Origin of the sequence: Vibrio sp. 10N.261.55.A7 (genome assembly GCF_002877365.1) — a bacterium.
Lineage (GTDB): Bacteria > Pseudomonadota > Gammaproteobacteria > Enterobacterales > Vibrionaceae > Vibrio.
Map to the genome: position 1 here is coordinate 1 of NZ_MCWZ01000299.1, position 23,728 is coordinate 23,728.

Sequence of the window (23,728 nt, forward strand, 5' to 3'; positions counted from 1 at the left end):
TGTTTGGGGTATCGCCCCTTCATCTCTTTTTGAACGTCTTTATACGATCCTGCCCAAAATGACGCTAAGTCTTGTGTCACTTGAAGCGGTCGCTGTGCGGGAGAAAGCAACTCCAAGACGATTTTCTTTTTCCCAAGAGCAATTAAAGGGGAGTCTTTTTCGCCAAAGATTTCCTGCATGCGCACGGATAATATGGGCTCTCTCCCCACTTCATAACGAATTCTCTTTTTCATACCTGTCGGCAAGGTATGTGAGATTGGTAGCCATTGATCGATCTCTTGATTCAATGGCCAACTCAGATAAGCAGACAGAGCCTGAACTAGATCGATGTTTTTTAGGCCTTTAAGTGAGGTCACTCCGACCATATAGGGCGCTAGCCATGTGTCGAGCTCACTCAGTAAACTTTCTTCGTCCACCAATGGCCATGGTTTATCAGGAAGCCACTCTGCTGCGCAGCGAATTCTGGTTAGCAGTTCTGTCGCCGATTGACTCCAGTTTAATACGGATAGGCCTTTCTGATTTACATAGTTAAGTAAGGCATCGGTCATTTTTTGTTTATCAAGCTTAGGGAGCTCTTTACGCGTGATGACCAATGCACCCAATTTCAACTGGTTTTCAGCAATCAATCGACCTTTGTTTTCATTCCACTCGACTGTCTCTTTCTGGACGAAGAGAGTCGGAAAATGCTGTAGAAGCAATTCAATATCTAGATTGGCCGCTAAGAAAACTCGGCTTATATTTTGCTGCCCTCGCATCAAATCAATCGCAACCAGATAATCACTGTCAGAGAGACTATGAGATCCTTCAACTTCGACACCATGGCCATTCGACAACACAAATTTTCCATTTTTAGCAGAGCGGGACTGAGCGATGCGATCCGGAAAGGCCAAACAAAGCACCACCGCAACATACTGCTCTTGAACCGAATTTAGGCTGAATGACTTGTCACATTTAGCCGCTAACTGAGCCGCTCGTTGCAAAATGGCTTTGGATTTCTGATGAGTGCCCTGCTTAAGACGATAAAGACTATCTTGCAGATCCAATGTATTGCGCTCTGGCTCTTCAACCAAAGCAGCGACCGCAACCGCCGTTTGGAACAGGGCATCATCCCCCGTTAAGGATTGAGCGAGCATACTTGCGATACGTGGGTCTAAGCCAAATTGGTGCGCCTGTTTACCGATAGAAGTCAACTGATCGCGTTGATTCATTAGACCTAGCGAGATCAGTAATTGCTTTGCCTGTTTGAGTGCCACAGGTGGTGGAACATCCAGCCACTTAAGCTCGCTTGCCTCTGCTGCGCCCCACTGAGCCAACTCCATAGCCAAAGAACACAGATCAGAATTCAGTATCTCCGCACTTGGAACCACGGGCTGCTGCTTTAATTTTTCTTCGCTATAAAGTCGCAAACAGATACCTGGCTCTAGTCGCCCCGCTCGCCCTGCTCTTTGTTCTGCCGAAGATTGAGCGATTCTGACTTGCTCTAATTTAGTAATGCCGGTTTTAAGGTCGAACTTGGCAACTCGCTCTAATCCCGTGTCGAGAACCAAGCGAATGCCTTCGATGGTTAAGGAGGTTTCAGCAATATTGGTCGCCAGTACGACTTTTCGCTGGTTACTTGGTAAAGGCGCAATGGCTTTTTGTTGCTGAGAAAAGGTCAATTGACCATAAAGTGGGTGCACTTCAATATCAGAGGCCAGCTCAGTCAGCTTTTCTTCAACCTGTTTGATCGCCCCAACACCGGGAAGAAACACCAGTAGAGATCCTGCCTCATTAGCCATCAAGTGATGGATCTGTTTAACAACACTCGGCACGAGATAATCATTCGGTTTTAACTCTTGATAACGGTATTCTACCGGGTAGCTGCGTCCTTGGGATTCGACATATTTAGCGTCAGGCAAAAGAGTGGTTAAGGCGTGTTGATCAAGTGTCGCCGACATCACAACAAGGTGGAGATCGTCTCGCAGCGCTTCTTGAATTTCAAGACTCAGTGCCAAGGACGTATCCGCATGAATGCTGCGCTCATGAAACTCATCGAAGATCAACAAATCGACACCAGTTAACTCAGGGTCCGATTGCAGCATCCTAGTCATAATGCCTTCTGTCACGATCTCAAGCTGAGTATTCCGACCTACACGCGTTTCACCTCGAATTCGATACCCAACTCTCTCCCCCACTTTTTCACCCAATTGAGCCGCTAGGTAGCCTGCAATGTTTCTCGCTGCCAAACGGCGAGGCTCAAGCATGATGATCTTGCCTGAAAACATCTTCGATTGAACCAATTGCAAGGGAAAGAATGTGGATTTACCTGCGCCGGGAGCGGCTTTTAGAATCAATTGATTGTGTGTTTTAACGCCAGCGAGAAGTTCGGGCATCACACTTTCTATAGGTAACGGATTGGATGAAGACAATGGAGACGCCTTATGGTGTAATGTGGACACCATTGTACATAAAAACAGTAGAAATGCATTTTAATCCACCACTTGAATCCGCGCAATTAATCAAGCGATACAAACGCTTCCTTGCTGATATCACATTGCCTGACCAATCCCAACGCACGATACATTGTGCCAATACAGGCGCGATGACAGGGTGCGCTGATGCTGGCAATACAGTTTGGTATTCCACGTCTGACAACCCTAAGCGAAAATACCCAAACAGTTGGGAACTAGCACAGACTCAGCGAGGACATTGGATATGCATTAACACAGTGAAAGCCAATCAGCTGGCGGTCGAAGCCATCGAAAACGGTGTCATTAGTGAACTGGCAAATTATGATGAATTGAAAACTGAGGTGAAATACGGCCATGAAAATAGTCGCATTGATATCTTGCTCAATTCCAAAACTAAGCCAGAATGCTATATAGAGGTAAAAAGCGTCACGCTACTGGATGAACACAATGATGGTCAGGGCTACTTCCCCGATGCTGTCACGACTCGTGGTCAAAAGCATTTGAGAGAGCTCACGGAAATGGCAAAAAATGGAAGCAGAGCAGTACTTTTATTCACTGTTTTACATACAGGGATTGAAAAAGTGTCCGCTGCACACCATATAGACGCCGACTATTCAAATTTACTAAACCAAGCAATCGAACAGGGCGTAGAGGTACTGTGCTACAAGGCGCAAATTACTGAATCTGAAATCAAACTCATTTCAGCTGTTGAATTTATCAATAACTAGCGAAAAATGATGTCATCTTCACAATGATAACAAGTTTGTTTTGCAAGATTTGCTTCGCTCGATTGTTTTTGCTATAGATAGCCGCCTTAAAATAGACTGCTCAAGCAGTTGACTAGGTGTTCGTAGGAGATGCTGCATGCCAGAATCAAAGAAAAAAGCGATTGGCATCCTAGCCATTGCAGGTGTTGAGCCATACCAAGCAAAGCCAGGTGAAGAGTACATGTCACCTGAGCAGGTAGCTCATTTTACAAAAATTTTAGACGCTTGGCGTAATCAGCTAAGAGTGGAAGTTGATCGTACTGTCCACCATATGCAAGACGAAGCGGCAAACTTCCCAGATCCGGTTGACCGTGCATCTCAAGAAGAAGAATTCAGCCTAGAACTTCGTAATCGTGACCGTGAGCGTCGCTTAATTAAGAAGATCGAAAAGACACTGAATAAAATCGAAGAAGATGATTTCGGTTTTTGTGAGTCTTGTGGTGTAGAAATTGGTATTCGTCGCTTAGAGGCTCGCCCAACAGCTGACCTATGTATCGATTGTAAAACTCTTTCAGAGATGAAAGAGAAACAGCAACAAGGTTAACCCTTAACGCGGTTAATAAAGGGAGCTTTGGCTCCCTTTTTGTGGTTTTAGCATCAGGCGAATATTATGAGCTATGTGGGTCGTTTTGCCCCCTCCCCTTCTGGTCCACTGCATTTTGGGTCGTTGGTGGCAGCGCTTGGAAGCTATTTCCAAGCCAAATCGCAACAGGGGCAATGGCTAGTCAGAATAGAGGACCTCGATCCTCCTCGTGAAATGGCGGGTGCGTCTGATTTAATACTCGAAACCCTAGAGGCCTACCACCTTTACTGGGATGGTGAGGTTATTTACCAGAGCCAGCGTCATGATTTCTACCAAGATCAAATTGATCGGTGGTTGAGTTCGAAAGAGGCCTACTTCTGTCAATGCACTCGAAAGCAGATAAAGCAATCGGGTGGCTTCTATCTAGGGACATGTCGCCACACAACCATAACGTCGAATGAACCCTGCTCGGTACGCTTTACAGTACCTCAACCGATTGACCACTTTTTCGATCTAAAGTATGGCCGTATTGATATTCCTAAATCTCTAGCAGATGAAGATTTTATTATTAAGCGTCGAGATGGATTGTACGCTTACAATCTTGCGGTAGTATTGGACGACATCGACCAAGGTGTGACGGAAGTGGTGAGAGGGGCAGACCTGATTGAACCAACGGGTCGACAGATAAACCTATACCATGCAATGAAGCAGCCAGAGGTCAGTTACCTTCATTTACCTCTTGCTTTGGATGCAAACGGGAATAAGTTATCAAAGCAAAACCATGCACCCGCACTTGATAATCAAGCGCCAGTTGCAGCGCTACTCGCGGCGATGTCGTTTCTTGGTTTTACAATCGATACACATATTGCCAATGCGAAAATAGACGAAATTATAAGCTGGGGCTGCCAAAATTGGTCTTTGAAAAACCTGCCAAATTCGATGGCGAGCACAGCAAATTTTTAAAATAGCGCTCCTTAAGCTATCATTAGCCCCAAATTAGGCCTTACTAGGCAAATAATCACTTACTAAAGCAACCTTGGTTTAAGCCAAATTTGCCAGAAGCACATGAATAATAACGAATATACACCAAGCCAATTTCCAGAACTTGCACTCAATGTTCTTACTCGAGAAGAGCACAATATTTCACGCAAGCAGATCAGTGACAATGCTCTTAAGGTGCTATACCGACTCAATGGCGCTGGTTTTGAAGCTTACCTCGTTGGAGGTGGCGTAAGAGACCTGCTGCTTGGTTTAGGACCAAAAGATTTTGATATCGCCACTAATGCGACGCCAGAGCAGATAAAGCACTTGTTCAGAAACTGTCGCCTTATCGGTCGCCGTTTCCGTTTAGCGCACATTATGTTTGGGCGCGATATTATTGAAGTGGCAACGTTCCGCGGTCACCACCAAGAGCCCAGCAAAAATATCTCAGCGCAGTCTGATGAAGGCATGCTGCTGCGCGATAATGTTTATGGCACTATCGACGAAGACGCTGAACGTCGTGATTTTTCAATCAATGCCATGTATTACAACATTAGTGATTACAGCATCCACGACTACGCTGGCGGTGTTGAAGACTTAGAAGACAAACTCATTCGATTGATTGGTGATCCCGAGGTTCGCTACCGTGAAGATCCGGTTCGAATGCTGCGTGCAATACGTTTTGCCGCAAAGCTCGATTTCGACATTGAAGAAGACACGGCAGAACCGATCGAAGAGCTCGCGACATTATTGCAAGGCATTCCGTCTGCGCGCTTGTATGAAGAATCACTGAAGTTGCTTCAATCTGGTTATGGTTTAGAAACCTACCACTTAATGCGTGAGTACAACCTCTTCCAGCAAATGTTCCCAGCGATTGCTGAGCATTTCACTGAAGACTATGACTCGCAAACAGAGCAAATGCTGGACCTAGTCTTTGACTCGACTGACCTTCGTTTAGAAGAGGGCAAACGAATCAACCCTGCTTTTATGTTTGCCGCCATGCTTTGGTACCCATTAAATAGCGTCGCTGAGCAGTTAATGAGTGAACGTAAAATGGGTCACTACGATGCGATCATGGAAGCGAGTAACATTGTGCTCGATGCACAGGTTAAAACCATCGCCATACCACGTCGTCATACCGCTACCATTCGTGAAATCTGGCAGCTTCAATTGCGACTGCCACGTCGAAATGGTAAACGAGCCTTTAGATTAATGGAGCTGAACAAGTTCCGCGCGGGCTTTGACTTCCTGGAAATGCGTGGTGAAGTTGAAGGCGGTGAAACTAAACAGCTGGCCGATTGGTGGAACACATTCCAAAATGCAGGGCGTAATATGCGCCAAGCGATGACGACAGACCTTGATGATTCTGGCTCAAAAACACCGTATCGCCGTCGTAGAAACAATCGCAAGAAAAAGAGCAAACCAGAATAATGGCTGTTGTGTATATAGCGATCGGCAGTAACCTTGCCGATCCTGTTGGACAAGCAAATGGCGCAATTGAAGCGCTAAAGCATTTACCCAAGTCGACTTTTCTTTCGACCTCGCAACTCTATAGCAGCAGCCCAATGGGGCCACAAGATCAGCCTGATTACATTAACGCTGTCGCAGCTATTGAAACCCAATTAACGCCAATTGAACTTCTCGATTGCACTCAAGCAATTGAATTAGAACAAGGGCGAGTCCGTAAAGATGAACGTTGGGGGCCACGAACCCTCGATTTAGACATCATTCTTTATGGCAATGAAGTGATCGATTCCGAGCGTCTTATCGTTCCACATTACGGAATGAAAGAGCGTGAGTTTGTACTCTACCCGCTTGCCGAAATCGCACCAAATTTAACACTCCCTGATGGGACTGAGCTTCAACAACTACTACATCAAGTAGATAGGAATGGACTCAGCACTTGGCAATCATAGCCAACGCCTTGTAAGGAAAAACAATGAAAAAAGTTACAATCAACGACCTAATCAAATGCAAACAAGAAGGACGTAAATTCGCGACCTCTACCGCTTACGATGCCAGCTTTGCTCAGCTTTTTGAAAGCCAAGAAATGCCGGTATTATTGGTCGGTGACTCTTTGGGTATGGTTTTACAAGGCAAAAGCGATACGCTGCCTGTCACTGTTGATGATGTTGCTTACCACACGCGCTGCGTGCGTGCTGGCAGCCCAAATTGTTTATTAATGGCTGATATGCCATTTATGAGTTACGCCACACCAGAGCAAGCGTGTGAAAGCGCTGCGAAACTGATGCAGTCTGGGGCGAACATGGTCAAGCTTGAAGGCGGCGACTGGTTAGTTGATACGGTAAAAATATTGACCGAGCGCGCGGTTCCTGTCTGTGCTCATTTAGGCCTAACGCCTCAATCAGTGAACATCTTCGGCGGCTATAAAGTTCAAGGCCGTGATCAAGAAAACGCTGATCGCATGGTGAAAGATGCACTAGCATTGCAAGAAGCTGGGGCTCAAATTGTGTTACTTGAATGTGTACCTGCAGAGTTGGCAAAGCGCATTACTGAAGTTTTAGACGTACCGGTTATCGGGATCGGTGCTGGTAATGTCACCGATGGTCAAATTCTGGTTATGCACGATATGTTCGGTATCTCGGCGAACTACATGCCAAGGTTCTCTAAAAACTTCCTTGCTGAAACGGGTGACATGCGCTCTGCCGTAGCGAAATACATCAGTGAAGTGGAAAGCGGTGCTTTCCCTGATGACGCTCACACCATCGCTTAGGGAGTTAACACATGCAAACTTTAGCTGAAATAGCGTTAGTTCGAGAGCAGATCAAGCAGTACAAACGCGACGGCCGCAGCATCGCCTTAGTTCCGACGATGGGCAATCTACACGAAGGGCATATTACGTTAGTAAAAAAAGCTCGTGAGCATGCAGACGTTGTAGTTGTGAGTATTTTCGTTAACCCAATGCAGTTTGAACGTGCCGACGATCTCACAAATTACCCACGTACCTTAGATGATGACCTAGCAAAGCTGAGCGCAGAAGGTGTTGAGTTAGTATTCACGCCAACACCTGAGGTGATCTACCCGCAAGGATTAGATAAGCAGTGCTTTGTTGAAGTACCTGTTTTATCGTCGATGTTAGAAGGCGCTTCTCGCCCTGGTCACTTTCGAGGTGTTGCCACGATAGTCACTAAGCTATTCAACATTGTTCAGCCAGACTTTGCATGCTTTGGTGAAAAAGACTTTCAACAACTCGCTGTGATTCGTCAAATGACGACGGATCTCGCTTTAGACATCCAAATCATCGGCGTGCCCACTGTGCGTGAAATGGATGGCGTAGCAATGAGCTCTCGCAATGGCTTACTGACCATTGATGAACGTCAACGTGCGCCCGTTGTTGCGCGTACAATGCGATGGGTAAGCAGTGCGATACGAGGTGGACGTAGTGACTACGACTCCCTCATTGAAGATGCCAGTGACCAACTACGCGCTGCTGGGCTGCAACCGGATGAGATCTTTATCCGCGATGCCAAAAACCTGCAATCGGTAACCCCAGAAAGTACACAAGTGGTCATTCTGATGTCGGCTTTCTTAGGCCAAGCAAGGCTCATTGACAATCAAGTCGTAGAATTGGTTTCTGAGAGCAAAGAAGAAAGCGCAGAGACACAATCTTCTGAATCTGAGTAAAATGCTCAATACAACCAAAAAGGTCGACATCACGTCGACCTTTTTTCGTTTAAGCATCCAACTCTGTGCTAGCCATTAGCTACGTAAGCCAATTCCACGAGTGACCAGATAGTGTGCCACTGCATAAAGAACAATCACAAAAGCGATAAGCACGGAGAATGACGTCGTGATATCGACATCAGAAACGCCCAAGAAACCGTACCTAAATGCATTCACCATGTAGACAATTGGGTTGATCTTCGACACACCCTGCCAAAATTCAGGCAACAAGCTAATCGAGTAAAATACCCCGCCTAAATAGGTTAACGGCGTTAAAATAAAGGTTGGAATGATCGAGATGTCATCAAACGTTTTGGCAAAGACGGCATTAATAAGCCCACCAAGCGAGAAGACCACAGAGGTTAGAAATACCGTTAACGCAATGATCCCCCAATGCTCAACCTGAAGATCAACGAAAAACAGTGAAACAAAGGTTACGATAATGCCGACCAGTAGACCACGAGTCACACCGCCCATCACAAAGCCAGCAATGATGACGTAGTTAGGCACTGGCGCCACCAACAGCTCTTCAATGTTTTTCTGGAACTTCGCGCTAAAGAAAGAAGACGCTACATTCGAGTACGAATTGGTGATCACCGACATCATGATAAGACCCGGCACGATGTATTCCATGTAGCTAAAGCCATTCATTTGACCGATTCGAGACCCAATCAAGCTGCCAAATATAATGAAATAAAGTGTCATTGTGATCGCTGGTGGAACCAGAGTTTGAACCCAAATACGAGTAAAGCGATTGATTTCTTTCGTGACTAAGCTGCAAAAAGCCGTCCAATAAATTTGATACATGGTTACTGCTCCTCCGCTTGATCTCTGACAATGCTGACAAATAATTCTTCGAGTCGATTTGCCTTGTTTCTCATGGACAGCACTTTAATCCCTCTATCAGATAACTGACTAAACACGTGATTCAGCCCCAGCGATTTCTCAACCTCAATCTCAAGTGATCCGTTAATAAGCTGCTGAGAGTTCACACCATCCAGATCAGCGAGGGACTCAACGCCTTCTAGGTCTAGAATAAATGTCTCAACATGGAGTTGATTGAGTAACGTCTTCATGGACGTATTTTCAATCAACTCACCACGATTAATGATCCCTATGTTTCGGCAAAGCATCTCGGCTTCTTCTAAATAGTGGGTCGTCAATATAATCGTAATCCCCTGCTCTTTATTGATCCTTTTTAGGAAATCCCACATCGAACGACGCAGCTCTATATCAACGCCAGCCGTCGGCTCATCCAATATTAATAATTGAGGCTCATGCATAAGGGCACGCGCAATCATCAAGCGACGTTTCATGCCTCCTGATAGATTTCGAGCACGTTCACTGCGTTTTTCCCATAAGTCGAGCTGGGAAAGGTATTTCTGAGCTCTCTCTTTAGCAAGCGATCGAGATACGCCATAATACCCAGCTTGCTGCAAAACAATCTGCTCTACCGTTTCAAACGGGTTAAAATTGAACTCTTGCGGCACTAAGCCAAGATTTTGCTTTGCTAGCTCTAGGTCACTATCAATATCAAAACCAAAGACTTTTACCTTTCCAGAAGATTTATTGACGAGTGAAGAAACCACGCCGATTGTCGTTGATTTACCAGCTCCATTTGGCCCTAGTAAGGCGTAAAAATCCCCTTTTTCAACATTAAGGCTGATACCTTTGAGTGCTTCAAAACCACCAGCATAAGTTTTTCGCAGCTGCTCTATTTCTAATGCGTACATAATATGACCATGCTCTTTTTCTATTTATGGCTAACAGATGACGCCGAAGAGGTTGTTTTTCAACCCAACAGTGAAATATAACTAATTAAAGGTGAGTTTAGACAGAGACAAATAATAAAGGCGCAGTAATTGACTTACTGCGCCTTTAATTTCAATACAAATGTGATGATCTACTTACATAACTCAACAGGTCATCAAACTGGGTTCTGTTGATGCTCGTCAGAGTCTACAATCTTAAGTGATGCCTTAAGTGCCTCATATCTAAAGGAGTAAGTGTTATCTTCAGATACAAGCTCTAGGACATGGAATTTTTCCAATTGATTGCGTGTCTTTTCGTTTGGACATAGCAACAACACCTGGCACTGAGCATCTTTCGCGTCTTTGATTGCATTCTCTAACGCAAGGCCAACCGTCACATCAATCATCGGCACATCGGTAAGATCCAAGATCATCACTTCATAGTCAGAAATACTGCTGTGTTGTCGTGAGATTGCCTTTGATACACTAAAGATCATTGGCCCTGACAGGTAGAAAAATAGAACCTTACCATTGGCTCTGTCGAGCAGGCCTCGTTCACTGTCAGTCAGAGGAACATCGTTTTCATCCGCATCACTGATCGCCTTTACCTGCCTTGCCTGTTCTCGACTTAATCGCTCTATGATAATGATATTCGAGATGAAAACGCCTAAACCCACAGCGACAATCAGATCGACAAACACCGTCAAAAGCATCACACCATACATGACGCTCATGCCAGCAAAACTGACTTTGTGTGCGCGCTGAATGAAACTCCAATCAAGAATATTGAAACCTACATAAACAGCGATACCCGCCAATACAGCCATAGGTATCGGTTCGGTTAATCCACCAGCGACCAATACAACAAGCATCAGGACCACTGCGCGAATCATGCCTGAAACCGGTGAGCGAGCCCCCACTTGAATGTTCGTCACTGTTCCCATGGTTGCACCAGCACCAGGTAGCGCACCAAATAGACCAGAGATCATATTGGCTAGCCCTTGCCCTCTTAACTCTTTATCGGAGTCGTGCTCTTTTCGCGTCAAAGAGTCGCCAATGACAGCGGTCAACAAAGTATCGATACAACCTAATGTGCCAAGCACTAATGCATCAATCACCATCTCAACAAACATCTCAGCATTAATGTGAGGAATCACAAAGGATGGTAATCCTGCTGGAATGACGCCGATTCGACGTATATCTTCCATACTAAATAGAATGACAGAGATGAGAGTAACCGCGACAAGCGCAACGAGCTGAGCCGGTACATACTTACGATATCGCTTCGGGAAAAAGAAGAGAATCGCCAGTGTTAGCAAACCGAGGAAGAGTTCACTGAACTTTAGGTTTTCAACCAATTCTGGCAGTGCGTTTAAGGTGCCAATCACCCCACCAGATGGCGCTGCATGCCCCAACAAGGGGGATAACTGCAAGATAATAAGTATGACACCAATCCCAGACATAAAGCCTGAAATAACGCTATAGGGCATCAATGTAATGTACTTACCCAGCTTTAATGTACCGAGTAGGATCTGAAAGGCGCCCGCCATCATGACAACGGTAAATGTCATCGCCATCCCGGTTTCTGGGTATTTCGCCATCATGCTGGTTAACACAGCGGTCATGATCACGGTCATAGGACCAGTCGGCTCAGAAATCAGGCTGGTTGAACCGCCAAATAAGGCAGCGAAGAACCCGACAAAGATGGCGCCCCATAATCCAGCTTCAGCCCCAGCTCCAGAAGCCACACCAAAAGCGAGCGCTAGCGGTAAAGAAATAATCGCAGTAGTAACACCGCCAAATATGTCGCCTTTCAAACGGACATCTTCAAAACGTTGACCAAACAAACTTCAGCTCCCTGCTGATAAAAAAACAAATCACATCACTGTAGCAAATGTGAATGTTATTTTTCACCTTTAATTACGTTAATTTTAGTTAACAAGTTTCAAAATAATTTTCTAAGCCCGTGATTCTCTGCATAAAGCTCGTCAGATGAGTACTCGCTAAGGCACTTTTAACAAGATCGCGTTTATGACTTTGTGTATAGTGTGACGAGTTAGATTGAGGGACAAAACGATGCCAGAGATTAAGCAGCTATTTGAGAATAACTCAAAATGGTCTGATTCCATCACTTCAGATAGGCCTGAGTATTTCACTAAACTGGAAGAAGGGCAAAACCCCGGTTTTCTTTGGATAGGGTGCTCAGATAGCCGCGTGCCAGCAGAGCGTTTAACAGGCTTATATTCCGGCGAACTGTTCGTGCATCGCAATGTTGCAAACCAAGTCATACACACGGACTTAAACTGTTTATCAGTTGTTCAGTATGCTGTAGACGTCCTAAAAGTAAACCACATCATCGTCTGTGGTCACTATGGCTGTGGTGGCGTTAACGCGGCCATTGATAATACTCAGCTAGGGCTGATCAATAACTGGTTACTTCATATTCGCGATCTCTACCTTAAGCACCGCAACTGGCTTGGAGAGATGCCTCGTGAGCTATGGGCAGACAAACTCTGCGAAATTAACGTAGCAGAACAGGTTTACAACCTAGGTAATTCAACCGTTCTTCAAGGCGCGTGGGAACGAGGACAACACGTTGAAATCCATGGTGTCGTGTATGGCATTGGGGATGGTAAACTTCTGGACCTAGGTGTTAGATGCTCTAGTAGGGAGACACTCGAAGTTTCGTACCAAGCCGCAATGGCTAAGATCCTGAATAACGAGAATAAAACCACTTGCTAAAAAAACGCTCACTAATTAGTGAGCGTTTTTTCTATCTATTCGCACGTTATTCCTGAGGAACTACCTTACCGATGAATGGTAAGTGGCGATATTTTTGCGCGTAATCGATACCAACACCCACCACGAACTCATCAGGGATAGCAAAACCAATCCACTTTGCATCAACTTCTATCTCGCGACGAGATGGTTTATCTAGCAGTGTACAAACCTCAATCGACTTCGGCTCGCGCAGTGACAGAATCTCGATAACTTTATTTAACGTATTGCCCGTATCGATAATGTCTTCAACCAAAAGAACATCCTTGCCTTTAATATCATCATCAAGATCTTTAAGGATACGAACATCGCGGTTACTTTCCATTGTGTTGCCATAGCTAGACGCCGTCATGAAATCAACTTGGTGCGTGATATCGATTGCACGAGCCAAATCCGCCATAAACACAAATGATCCACGCAGTAGACCCACCATGACCAGATCTTCACTGCCTTGGTAATGCTGTGTAATTTGCTTGCCTAGCTCTGTTACTCGCTCCTGAACTTCCTGCTCAGAAATCATTGGTTCTACTGTATGTTTCATACCATTCTCAATTTATCAGTGTTCATCGCATCTCACGCCGATTAAGTGACGTTGAGCGCCTAAATTTGCCGCTATAGTACCACTCCTCAGTTCATGAGTTAAATGTTTCACGGTTTCTCATTTATTAGAGTTGCTATTAACTTTAGCACATTGAATCTAATCACTATTCGCATTATTGACTATTATGTAAGCATAAATCATTGACCAACCTCATATGCACCATTACACTCATTATGCTACACAAAATAACAATAAACTCATTAGAGCAAAGACTCTAAGACTTAAAAGCATAAAATAAACGTCAATAGGCAAGGAAAAAATCATATGGACTCGATAGCAAAAAGACCACGCACGCGCCTTTCTCCTCAGAAACGTAAATTGCAACTAATGGAAATTGCATTAGAAGTGTTTGCAAAGAGAGGAATAGGACGAGGTGGGCACGCCGATATAGCAGAAATTGCACAAGTTTCTGTTGCCACCGTATTCAATTACTTCCCAACGAGAGAAGATTTAGTAGACGATGTTCTAAATTATGTCGTCCGTCAGTTCTCCAACTTCTTAACCGACAACATTGATCTGGACATTCACGCCAAGCAGAACCTAAGAAACGTGACTAATGGCATGGTCAACCTAGTGATACAAGACTGTCACTGGCTTAAGGTTTGGTTTGAATGGAGTGCCTCTACTCGCGATGAAGTTTGGCCACTATTTGTTTCATCTAACCGAACGAATCAACTCTTGGTTAAGAACATGTTCATCAATGCGATCAATCGCGGTGAAGTATGCAGCGATCATGAACCAGACCACCTAGCAAACCTGTTCCACGGTATTTGCTACTCGCTGTTCATTCAGTCTAACCGTCTGCAAAGTGAAATTGCACTAGAACAGCTAACAAGCAGCTATTTGGATATGCTTTGTATCTACAATGAAGACAAGTAATAAACTTTAGTGCACTCAATACAAAAAAAACCGCTGAATCATCAGCGGTTTTTTATTAACTTCTAAAAGCCTTCAAAGAGAATTACTTCTTCTTTTTCACTGCTTTTTTGTTTGGAAGGTCAGTGATTGAACCTTCGAAGACTTCCGCTGCTAGACCAACAGACTCATGCAGAGTTGGGTGAGCGTGGATAGTCAGTGCTATATCTTCTGCATCACAACCCATTTCGATTGCTAGGCCGATTTCGCCAAGAAGCTCACCACCGTTAGTACCCACAACAGCGCCACCGATTACGCGATGAGTATCTTTATCGAAGATCATCTTCGTCATACCGTCTGCACAGTCAGAAGCGATTGCACGACCAGAAGCAGCCCAAGGGAAAGTCGACACTTCGTAGTTAATGCCTTCCGCTTTCGCTTCTTTCTCAGTCTTACCAACCCACGCAACTTCAGGTTCCGTGTACGCGATTGAAGGAATCACTTTAGGGTCGAAGTAGTGCTTCTTACCAGAAATAACTTCAGCCGCTACGTGACCTTCATGCACACCTTTGTGAGCAAGCATTGGTTGACCAACAACATCACCGATTGCATGAATGTGAGAAACGTTCGTCCGCATTTGCTTATCAACATTGATGAAACCGCGCTCATCAACCTCGATACCCGCTTTTTCAGCGTCGATAAGTGCACCGTTTGGAACACGACCGATAGCAACAAGAACAGCATCGTAACGCTCAGCTTCAGCTGGTGCTTTTTTGCCTTCCATTGAAACGTAGATACCGTCTTCTTTCGCTTCAACCGCAGTCACTTTAGTTTCAAGCATTAGCTTGAACTTGTCTTTGATGCGCTTTGTGAAGACTTTTACGATGTCTTTATCCGCCGCCGGGATAACTTGATCGAACATCTCAACCACTTCAACTTTAGAACCTAAAGAGTGGTAAACCGTACCCATCTCTAGACCGATGATACCGCCGCCCATGATAAGCAGCTTTTCAGGTACTTCGTTCAGTTCTAGTGCATCCGTAGAATCCCAAATACGTGGGTCTTCATGTGGGATGAAAGGCAGTTTGATTGGACGAGAGCCCGCTGCAATGATTGCGTTGTCGAAGTTAACCGTCGTTGCTTCGCCTTCACCTTCAACAAGGATGCTGTTAGGGCCAGTAAACTTACCGAAACCGTTAACAACCGTCACGTTACGCATCTTAGCCATTCCGCCAAGACCGCCAGTCAGTTGATCAACAACTTTCTCTTTCCAGATACGGATCTTGCTGATGTCAGTTTGTGGCTCGCCGAATACGACACCGTGATCAGCCATCGCTTTAGCTTCTTCAATCACTTTTGATACGTGAAGAAGTGCTTTTGATGGGATACAACCAACGTTCAAACATACACCACCAAGCGTGCTGTAACGTTCAACGAGTACTGTCTCTAGACCTAAGTCTGCACAGCGGAATGCAGCTGAGTAACCAGCAGGACCTGAACCAAGTACAACAACTTGGGCTTTGATTTCTTTGCTCATTGTGACCTCTTGTAGTCATTATCCCTAACAGGCTAAGTAGGTATTCCTAAATATATGGACTTTCAAACGTGAAACATTTTACAGAGATGTTAACAGTGTGAAAGAAGCATTCAGTTAGCCTGTGAGCTAGACAACAATTCACTCTCAGTTTATTAAGATTGATTGAAACTGTTATCTAATAACATGCGTTATATAAAACAATTAAGGTGGCCCGAAAGCCACCTTATATCTTCGAACCTTACAGAACTAAACGGCGAATGTCAGACAGTGCGCTGTTTAGGAAAGTAATGAAGCGTGCACCTTCAGCACCATCGATCACACGGTGATCGTATGATAGAGACAGTGGTAATTGTAGGCGCGGTTCGAACTCTTTACCGTTCCATACTGGCTTCATTTCAGACTTAGATACACCTAAGATACCCACTTCTGGTGCATTAACGATAGGCGTAAATGCAGTACCGCCGATACCACCAAGGCTAGAGATTGTGAAACAACCGCCTTGCATGTCTGCCGCTGTTAGCTTACCAGAACGTGCTTTCTTAGAAACAACCATTAGCTCTTCAGATAGCTCGTAAATGCCTTTCTTGTTCACATCTTTGAAGACAGGAACAACCAGACCGTTTGGTGTATCAACAGCGATACCCACGTTTACGTACTTCTTAAGAATGATGCTTTCGCCATCGTCAGAAAGAGAAGAGTTAAACGCTGGGAATGCTTCTAGCGCTTTCGCAACAGCTTTCATGATGAACACAAGTGGTGTGATCTTCATGCCTGTGTCTTTCTTCGCTTCGATTGCGTTCTGTTCTTTACGGAATGCTTCTAGCTCAGTGATGTCTGCATTATCCCACTGCGTAACGTGAGGGATCATTACCCAGTTACGGTGCAGGTTAGCGCCAGAGATCTTCTTAATCTTAGACAGCTTCTGAACTTCAGTTTCGCCGAACTTTCTGAAATCCACTTTTGGCCATGGTAGTAGACCAAGAGCGCTGCCGTCGCCGCCTTCGCCAGATGCTGCTGCACCAGACTCTAGACGCTTAAGTGCATCTTTAACGTAAGACTGAACGTCTTCTTTAAGTACACGGCTCTTACGACCAGTACCTTTAACTTTCGCTAGGTTTACACCGAACTCACGAGCTAGACGACGAACCACTGGAGACGCGTGCGCGTACTCACCGTTTTCTTGGAAGTCGTTCGCAGCTGGCGCTTCAGCTTTTGCCGCAGGAGCAGGTGCTGCTGCCGGAGCCGCCACAGGAGCTGCTGCTTGTGCTGGAGCCGCTACAGGCGCCGCGCCTTCCACCGGAGTGCCGGCCACAACGAAAGTCATGATTAGAGAACCAGTTGACACTGTGTCGCCAGCGGCAATCTTAATCTCTTTCACTGTACCAGCGAATGGTGCAGGTACTTCCATTGAAGCTTTGTCGCCTTCAACAGTGATGAGAGATTGCTCTTCTTCTACTGTATCGCCAACCGCTACCATGATTTCAGTCACTTCTACTTCGTCACCGCCGATGTCAGGAACGTTTACTTCTTTCTCAGCAGATGCTGCTGGAGCCGCCGCAACTGGTGCTGCCGCCGCAGGAGCCGGAGCTGCTGCAGGTGCTGAACCAGCCACCGGAGTGCCGGCCACTTCAAATACCATGACTAGAGAACCAGTAGAAACTGAATCACCAGAAGCGATCTTGATTTCTTTAACGATACCAGCGAATGGTGCAGGGACTTCCATTGAAGCCTTGTCGCCTTCAACAGTAAGAAGAGATTGCTCTTCTTCTACTGCATCGCCGATAGCAACCATGATTTCAGTGACTTCAACTTCGTCGCCACCGATATCAGGTACGTGAACTTCTTTAAGTTCAGATGCCGCCGCTGCAGCAGGAGCCGCTTCAGCCGGTGCTGCTGCACCTTCCGCAGGGGAGCCTGCCTCTTCAAAGATCATGATAAGAGAGCCAGTAGAGACTGAGTCGCCTTCGGAGATCTTAATTTCTTTAACCACACCCGCTTGAGACGCTGGTACTTCCATTGAAGCTTTGTCACCTTCAACAGTGATCAGTGACTGCTCTTCTTCAACCTTGTCGCCAACGCTTACAAGAATCTCAGTAACTTCAACCTCATCCGCACCGATGTCAGGTACATTAATTTCGATTGCCATTGCTTATTTACCTTCTATTAAAGCGCTGTATTAAGCGTATTGTGGGTTTGTTTTTTCAGTGTCGATACCGAATTTAGCAATGGCTTCAACTACCACTGACTTCTCAATATCACCACGTTTAGCCAATTCAGTTAGCGCTGCAACCACTACGTAGCCAGCATTCACTTCGAAGTGACGACGAAGGTTTTCACGGCTATCTGAACGACCGAAACCATCGGTACCAAGTACTTTGTAAGACTCGCTTGGCATGTACGCACGTACTTGCTCTGCGTAGTTCTTCATGTAGTCAGTCACTGCGATAGCAGGTTCGTTACCAAGAACAGTTGTGATGTACGGTACTTTCTCTTCCGCTTCTGGGTGAAGCATGTTGTCACGCTCTACCGCTTGGCCGTCACGAGTTAGTTCGTTGAACGACGTTACAGAGAATACGTCAGAGGCTACGCCGTACTCTTCGCTTAGAATTTCAGCTGCTTTACGCGCTTCGTTCATGATAGTACCAGAGCTCATTAGTTGAACTTTGCCCTTGCTACCTGCGTGAGATTCAAGCTTGTAAATACCCTTACGAATGCCTTCTTCAGCGCCTTCTGGCATTGCTGGCATTGCGTAGTTCTCGTTCATTACTGTTAGGTAGTAGTAAACGTTCTCTTGCTCAGGACCGTACATGCGACGAATACCGTCTTGCATGATGACCGCTAGCTCGTAAGCAAACGTTGGGTCGTAAGAGATACAGTTAGGGATCGTGTTCGCTTGAATGTGCGAGTGACCATCTTCGTGCTGCAGACCTTCACCGTTCAGCGTTGTACGACCTGCTGTCGCACCTAGTAGGAAGCCACGAGCTTGTTGGTCGCCTGCTAGCCATGCCATGTCACCAATACGTTGGAAACCGAACATTGAGTAGTAGATGTAGAACGGGATCATCGGTAGGTCGTTCGTGCTGTATGAAGTTGCCGCTGCAACCCATGACGCCATAGAACCTAATTCGTTGATACCTTCTTGAAGAACTTGACCAGACGTTGCTTCTTTGTAGTAAGAAACGATGCCTTTATCTTCAGGTGTGTATTCTTGACCGTGTGGGTTGTAGATACCAACCTGACGGAACAGACCTTCCATACCGAATGTACGTGCTTCATCACAGATGATAGGAACGATGTTCTTACCAATGTTCTTGTCTTTAAGCAGGATGTTCAGTGTACGTACATACGCCATAGTCGTTGAGATTTCACGCTTTTGAGCGCCAAGTAGCGGAGCAAATTCTTCTAGCTCTGGTACTTTGAATTCTTGAGTGAACTTAGGAATACGTTTCGGTGTGTAACCTTGTAGCGCTTTACGACGCGCGTGAAGGTATTCGTATTCTGCAGAGCCTTCTTCAAGCGTCAGGTAAGGCAGCTCGGTAATTTTCTCGTTCGTTAGAAGATCTTGAAGACCTAGACGATCACGTAGGTATTGCACGTGAGTCATGTCCATCTTCTTAACGCCGTGCGCAATGTTCTTACCTTCTGCCGCTTCGCCCATGCCGTAACCTTTAACAGTCTTAGCTAGGATTACGGTTGGCTTGCCACCGGTTTCTTTTGCATTGTTGAATGCAGCGAACAGTTTAGAAGAATCGTGACCACCACGCTTAAGCGCGAAGATTTCGTCATCAGTCATGTCAGCAACAAGAGCCGCTGTTTCAGGGTACTTACCAAAGAAGTGCTCACGTACGTATGCGCCATCTTTAGATTTGAATGTTTGGTAGTCACCGTCGATAGTTTCGTTCATTAATTGAAGAAGCTTACCTGTCGTGTCTTTAGCCAGTAGAGAATCCCAGTTGCTACCCCAGATAACTTTAACAACGTTCCAACCTGCACCTTTAAATAGGCCTTCAAGTTCTTGGATGATGCTACCGTTACCCATTACAGGTCCGTCTAGGCGCTGTAGGTTACAGTTGATTAGGAAACATAGGTTGTCTAGCTTTTCACGCGCGGCGAAAGAGATAGCACCACGTGATTCAGGCTCATCCATCTCACCGTCACCTAGGAACGCGTATACGCGTTGAGCGTTAGTCTCTTTCAGACCACGACCTTCTAGATACTTTAGGAAACGCGCTTGATAGATAGCCGAAATAGGACCTAGACCCATAGAAACTGTAGGGAACTGCCAGAATTCAGGCATCAGTTTAGGGTGTGGGTAAGAAGGAACACCTTTACCATCCACTTCTTGACGGAAGTTATCTAACTGCTCTTCAGTTAGACGACCTTCAACGAAAGCACGAGAATAGATACCAGGAGAGATATGACCTTGGTAGTAAACCAAATCGCCACCGTCCGTCTCATTTGGAGCGCGGAAGAAGTGGTTGAAACAGACTTCGTAGAACGACGCTGCAGACTGGTAAGAAGCCATGTGACCACCAAGGTCCAGGTCTTTCTTAGAAGCACGCAATACGATCATGATTGCGTTCCAGCGAATGATTGAACGAATACGACGTTCAAGAGTTACGTCACCTGGATAGGCTGGCTCTTGTGCTGCTGGGATTGTGTTGATGTAGTTTGTGTTGATGCCTGTTGGCATATCTACACCATCTAAACGTGCTTTGTCTAAAACTTGCTCTAGTAAAAACTGAGCGCGTTCTACACCTTCTTCACGAACAACTGATTCAAGTGCTTCTAGCCAATCTTGAGTTTCCAGTGCGTCTACGTCATGCTTCATGTCAGACATGGCGATCTATCCTTCTATTGGTTGGATTTTAGATAAACAGTCAAAGAGCCGTACTAAGACGACTCTTTGCCTTGTTGAATTCGGCGTAAAGAACGTTCTCTTCGAGATTCCTCACGCGTTAAATCCAACAATGTTTCTTCAATATAAGCTAAATGTGAGTGTGACATTTCACGCGCCTTTTCAGGCTGACCCGAAACGATCGCATCCACAATATTCGCTCTGTGTTTGCTTACTTTTTCAACCACGTCTTCGCGGCGATGTAACAACTTTAAATTCTGTAAAATGTTTTGCTCTAGCAATGGAGCAAGGCTACGAACAATGTGCAGCAATACGACATTGTGAGCCGCTTCAGTCAGTGCCACGAGGAACTTCATGACCGCACTGGCTTCTGCTTCAATATTCTTTTCTTTTTGCTCTTCACCGATGTTGGCTAAGCATCCTTGGATGCGGGCAAAATCTTCTTCTGTCCCACGCAATGCCGCAAAGTAGGCAGAAATGCCTTCCATTGCATGACGTGATTCAAGCAGGTCTAGCTGAGTTTCTGAATGGCTAGATAATAAATTTAGCAGAGGATCAGAAAAACTCTTCCAAATGCTCTCACTGACGAACGTTCCGCCACCTTGGCGACGCGTTAATAATTTTTTTGCTTCAAGGCGCTGAATAGCTTCTCTAACCGACGGACGTGACACGTCGAACTGCTTCGCTAACTCGCGCTCTGGCGGTAATTGCTGACCGGGTGCTAGGGTGCCTTCCACTATCAATTGTTCGAGCTCCTGCTCAATAACATCAGATAATTTAGGCTGACGAATCCTTTGATAAGCCATATCGATTGCTCTTCCCACTCCAGCGTAAATTGGTAATACCAATTATTTGATGGGCAGAAAATTAACATATCCAAATCAACTCTGTCCAGTGAAATATTGACTCAAATCAAGGAACAGTGCCGAATCTAACAAAACGATAACTTAATTTATTTATTCACAAATAGTTAATAAACAAAATTGGTCATACCAATTACAAAGAGGACACAAACCCACCTGACCTTAATATCATTTAAACTATTGATTTAACGAAATTAAATTGATTAAGATCAAGAAATAATCACGATAAGTGTAGATAAAAAGTGAAGATAGAGCCTTAGAGTTAAGGCTCTACATAAGATAGAAATGTTAAATTGTGTCGAGGTGTTCAATCATAAGCTGAAGCGATTGATTGCCTCTGAACTCATTGATATCAAGTTTAAAAGCGACTCGCGCTTTTTTGGTCGACGCATCAGGCCAGCGTCGAAGGTCAACGTTAAAAGCAATACCATCCACCATGATATTGGTCGGGTGACCTTTATGAAGAGGTTCTAACATCAGTTTTAAGTGCTTCTCTCCGACCAACTTCTGATGAAGTATCTTAAATTCGCCGTCAAAAATTGGCTCAGGGAAGGCTTGTCCCCACGGGCCGCCAGCGCGAAGTAACTCGGCCGTGTGCATCGAAAATTGCTCAGGGGTTAACTCACCATCCGATAAAATCACCCCCTTGAGTGCATTATCATCAAGCTCTTGTCTCACCACCTGATCGAACAAGGCAGAGAATTTCTCAAAGTCAGACTCTTTAATACTTAGCCCTGCTGCCATAGCGTGCCCGCCAAACTTCGCAATGAGTCCGGGATTTTGAGTATCGATTCGATCGAGTGCATCTCTCATGTGAAGCCCGGGAATAGAGCGACACGATCCTTTGATCATACCTTCGCCCCCATCTGCGAATGCAATGACGGGGCGATGGAACTTCTCTTTGATACGAGAGGCCAAAATACCAATCACACCTTGGTGCCAGTCTCGTTGAAACATAACAAGGCCGTGTGGCAGCTCTGAATTATCACCAAATTGAAGTCGTTCGCATAAAGCCATCGCTTCTTGCTTCATGCCTTCTTCAATCTCTTTACGTGTCTGATTCAAGCCATCGAGTTCACTTGCCATGCGTCGTGCGGCATGGATGTTATTGCTCATTAAGAGTTCAACACCAAATGACATGTCGTCTAGCCGCCCTGCCGCATTAATTCTAGGGCCAAGTGCAAAACCAAAGTCAGTGGCGACCAATCGATGAGCATCCTTTTTGGCCACTTCTATCAATGCTTGAATACCCGGTCTCGCTTTGCCAGCCCGGATCCGCTGCAATCCTTGATGCACTAAGATGCGGTTGTTTTCATCCAAAGCAACGACATCGGCAACCGTGCCAAGAGCAACCAAGTCAATCAATTCCATTAGCTTGGGTTCAGCCATGTGATTGGCACTAAACCACCCGACTTTTCTCATGTGCACGCATAACGCCATCATAAGATAAAAGGCAACACCGACACCGGCTAACGATTTAGAGGGGAAGTCACAAGATTCTAGATTAGGGTTGACCATCGCATCCGCAATAGGAAGCTCATTTCCCGGTAAGTGGTGATCCGTGACTAAGACTTGTAAGCCTTTCTCTTTCGCATAGCGAACGCCATCAATAGAAGAGACACCGTTGTCGACCGTCATAATGACTTCTGCGCCCAGAGCAATCGCTTGATCCACAACCTCAGGGCTTAAGCCATAACCATCTTCAAAACGATTCGGCACAAGGTAATCAACATTGCTACTGCCTAGCATTCTCAGCGCCAGAACAGACAGTGCTGAACTGGTTGCCCCATCGGCATCAAAGTCTCCGACAATGATGATGCGTTGGTTCTTGCTTACCGCATCAAATAGAAGTTCAACGGCTTGTTGAATACCATCTAACTCTTGATACGAGTGCAATGCTCGAGATGCCTTATCTAGCTGTGCGGCAGATTCAATACCACGATTGATGTACACTCGCTTTAACAGCGGATCAATTGGCTCATCAAGAAGGGAGAGATCAACATCGGGACGACGAAGAATTTCTATCATAGATATATACTTAGCAGGTGCACTTACACCTGCTCCTAGTTTTAGTTGAGAT

General features: G+C 45.5%; 19 protein-coding genes. 9 read left to right on the forward strand and 10 right to left on the reverse strand.

What is annotated here, in order from left to right; translation table 11 throughout:
- Positions 1-2,372 (reverse strand): ATP-dependent helicase HrpB (hrpB, locus tag BCU12_RS16610; RefSeq protein WP_241909860.1); only part of this gene is annotated, 2,372 nt, incomplete at its 3' end.
- Positions 2,373-2,461: 89 nt separating this feature from the next.
- Here hrpB and sfsA point away from each other — a divergent pair.
- The 7 genes from sfsA (at position 2,462) to panC (ending at position 8,366) form a co-directional block, all read left to right on the forward strand.
- A complete protein-coding gene (sfsA, locus tag BCU12_RS16615) occupies positions 2,462-3,178 on the forward strand; it encodes a DNA/RNA nuclease SfsA (protein WP_198599359.1) in 717 nt (238 codons plus the stop codon).
- A 136-nt stretch (positions 3,179-3,314) separates the two neighbouring features.
- Positions 3,315-3,761 carry an RNA polymerase-binding protein DksA gene (dksA, locus tag BCU12_RS16620; RefSeq protein ID WP_102405378.1) on the forward strand — a complete coding sequence of 149 codons (447 nt, stop codon included), beginning with the start codon at positions 3,315-3,317 and terminating at the stop codon, positions 3,759-3,761.
- Between the two features lie 66 nt (positions 3,762-3,827).
- On the forward strand, positions 3,828-4,703 hold the full coding sequence (gene gluQRS / locus BCU12_RS16625) for a tRNA glutamyl-Q(34) synthetase GluQRS (protein ID WP_102405379.1): 876 nt from the start codon (positions 3,828-3,830) through the stop codon (positions 4,701-4,703).
- 102 nt (positions 4,704-4,805) lie between these two features.
- On the forward strand, positions 4,806-6,152 hold the full coding sequence (gene pcnB, locus BCU12_RS16630) for a polynucleotide adenylyltransferase PcnB (RefSeq protein ID WP_102405380.1): 1,347 nt from the start codon (positions 4,806-4,808) through the stop codon (positions 6,150-6,152).
- Positions 6,152-6,637 carry a 2-amino-4-hydroxy-6-hydroxymethyldihydropteridine diphosphokinase gene (gene folK / locus BCU12_RS16635; protein WP_102405381.1) on the forward strand — a complete coding sequence of 162 codons (486 nt, stop codon included), beginning with the start codon at positions 6,152-6,154 and terminating at the stop codon, positions 6,635-6,637. Before pcnB ends, folK begins: the two co-directional genes overlap by 1 nt.
- Positions 6,638-6,660: 23 nt before the next feature.
- Positions 6,661-7,455 (forward strand): 3-methyl-2-oxobutanoate hydroxymethyltransferase, encoded by a 795-nt coding sequence (gene panB / locus BCU12_RS16640; RefSeq protein ID WP_102405382.1) that lies wholly within the window; start codon positions 6,661-6,663, stop codon positions 7,453-7,455.
- An 11-nt stretch (positions 7,456-7,466) separates the two neighbouring features.
- Complete coding sequence (gene panC, locus BCU12_RS16645; RefSeq protein WP_102405383.1) at positions 7,467-8,366, forward strand: pantoate--beta-alanine ligase; 900 nt, start codon at positions 7,467-7,469, stop codon at positions 8,364-8,366.
- Positions 8,367-8,441: 75 nt separating this feature from the next.
- On the opposite strand, the gene BCU12_RS16650 is transcribed toward panC, so the two are convergent.
- The 3 genes from BCU12_RS16650 to BCU12_RS16660 all read right to left on the reverse strand — a co-directional run bounded on the left by BCU12_RS16650 (position 8,442) and on the right by BCU12_RS16660 (position 12,003).
- Positions 8,442-9,212: an ABC transporter permease gene (locus BCU12_RS16650; protein ID WP_102405384.1), complete on the reverse strand. Its 771-nt coding sequence runs from the start codon at positions 9,210-9,212 to the stop codon at positions 8,442-8,444.
- 2 nt (positions 9,213-9,214) lie between these two features.
- On the reverse strand, positions 9,215-10,138 hold the full coding sequence (locus BCU12_RS16655; RefSeq protein ID WP_102405385.1) for an ABC transporter ATP-binding protein: 924 nt from the start codon (positions 10,136-10,138) through the stop codon (positions 9,215-9,217).
- Between the two features lie 194 nt (positions 10,139-10,332).
- Entirely contained in the window at positions 10,333-12,003 is a 1,671-nt protein-coding gene (locus tag BCU12_RS16660) for a SulP family inorganic anion transporter (protein WP_102405386.1), read from the reverse strand.
- Positions 12,004-12,232: 229 nt separating this feature from the next.
- Between BCU12_RS16660 and can the strand changes: the two genes are divergently transcribed.
- Positions 12,233-12,898 (forward strand): carbonate dehydratase, encoded by a 666-nt coding sequence (can, locus tag BCU12_RS16665; RefSeq protein WP_102405387.1) that lies wholly within the window; start codon positions 12,233-12,235, stop codon positions 12,896-12,898.
- A 46-nt stretch (positions 12,899-12,944) separates the two neighbouring features.
- Here can and hpt read toward each other — a convergent pair whose 3' ends face one another.
- Positions 12,945-13,475, reverse strand: a complete 531-nt coding sequence (gene hpt / locus BCU12_RS16670; protein WP_102405388.1) for a hypoxanthine phosphoribosyltransferase — start codon at positions 13,473-13,475, stop codon at positions 12,945-12,947.
- Positions 13,476-13,799: 324 nt separating this feature from the next.
- Here hpt and BCU12_RS16675 point away from each other — a divergent pair, with 324 nt between their 5' ends.
- Entirely contained in the window at positions 13,800-14,414 is a 615-nt protein-coding gene (locus BCU12_RS16675; RefSeq protein ID WP_102405389.1) for a LuxR/HapR/OpaR family quorum-sensing transcriptional regulator, read from the forward strand.
- Positions 14,415-14,496: 82 nt separating this feature from the next.
- Here BCU12_RS16675 and lpdA read toward each other — a convergent pair whose 3' ends face one another.
- The 5 genes from lpdA to recJ all read right to left on the reverse strand — a co-directional run bounded on the left by lpdA (position 14,497) and on the right by recJ (position 23,676).
- Positions 14,497-15,927: a dihydrolipoyl dehydrogenase gene (lpdA, locus tag BCU12_RS16680; protein WP_102405390.1), complete on the reverse strand. Its 1,431-nt coding sequence runs from the start codon at positions 15,925-15,927 to the stop codon at positions 14,497-14,499.
- 238 nt (positions 15,928-16,165) lie between these two features.
- The gene (gene aceF / locus BCU12_RS16685; protein WP_102405391.1) at positions 16,166-18,073 is read right to left on the reverse strand and encodes a pyruvate dehydrogenase complex dihydrolipoyllysine-residue acetyltransferase; all 1,908 of its coding nucleotides are present in this window, start codon (positions 18,071-18,073) and stop codon (positions 16,166-16,168) included.
- Positions 18,074-18,103: 30 nt separating this feature from the next.
- The gene (aceE, locus tag BCU12_RS16690; protein ID WP_102405392.1) at positions 18,104-20,767 is read right to left on the reverse strand and encodes a pyruvate dehydrogenase (acetyl-transferring), homodimeric type; all 2,664 of its coding nucleotides are present in this window, start codon (positions 20,765-20,767) and stop codon (positions 18,104-18,106) included.
- A 53-nt stretch (positions 20,768-20,820) separates the two neighbouring features.
- A complete protein-coding gene (gene pdhR, locus BCU12_RS16695) occupies positions 20,821-21,591 on the reverse strand; it encodes a pyruvate dehydrogenase complex transcriptional repressor PdhR (RefSeq protein WP_102405393.1) in 771 nt (256 codons plus the stop codon).
- Positions 21,592-21,936: 345 nt separating this feature from the next.
- Positions 21,937-23,676 (reverse strand): single-stranded-DNA-specific exonuclease RecJ, encoded by a 1,740-nt coding sequence (recJ, locus tag BCU12_RS16700; protein ID WP_102405394.1) that lies wholly within the window; start codon positions 23,674-23,676, stop codon positions 21,937-21,939.
- Positions 23,677-23,728: the final 52 nt, after the last annotated feature.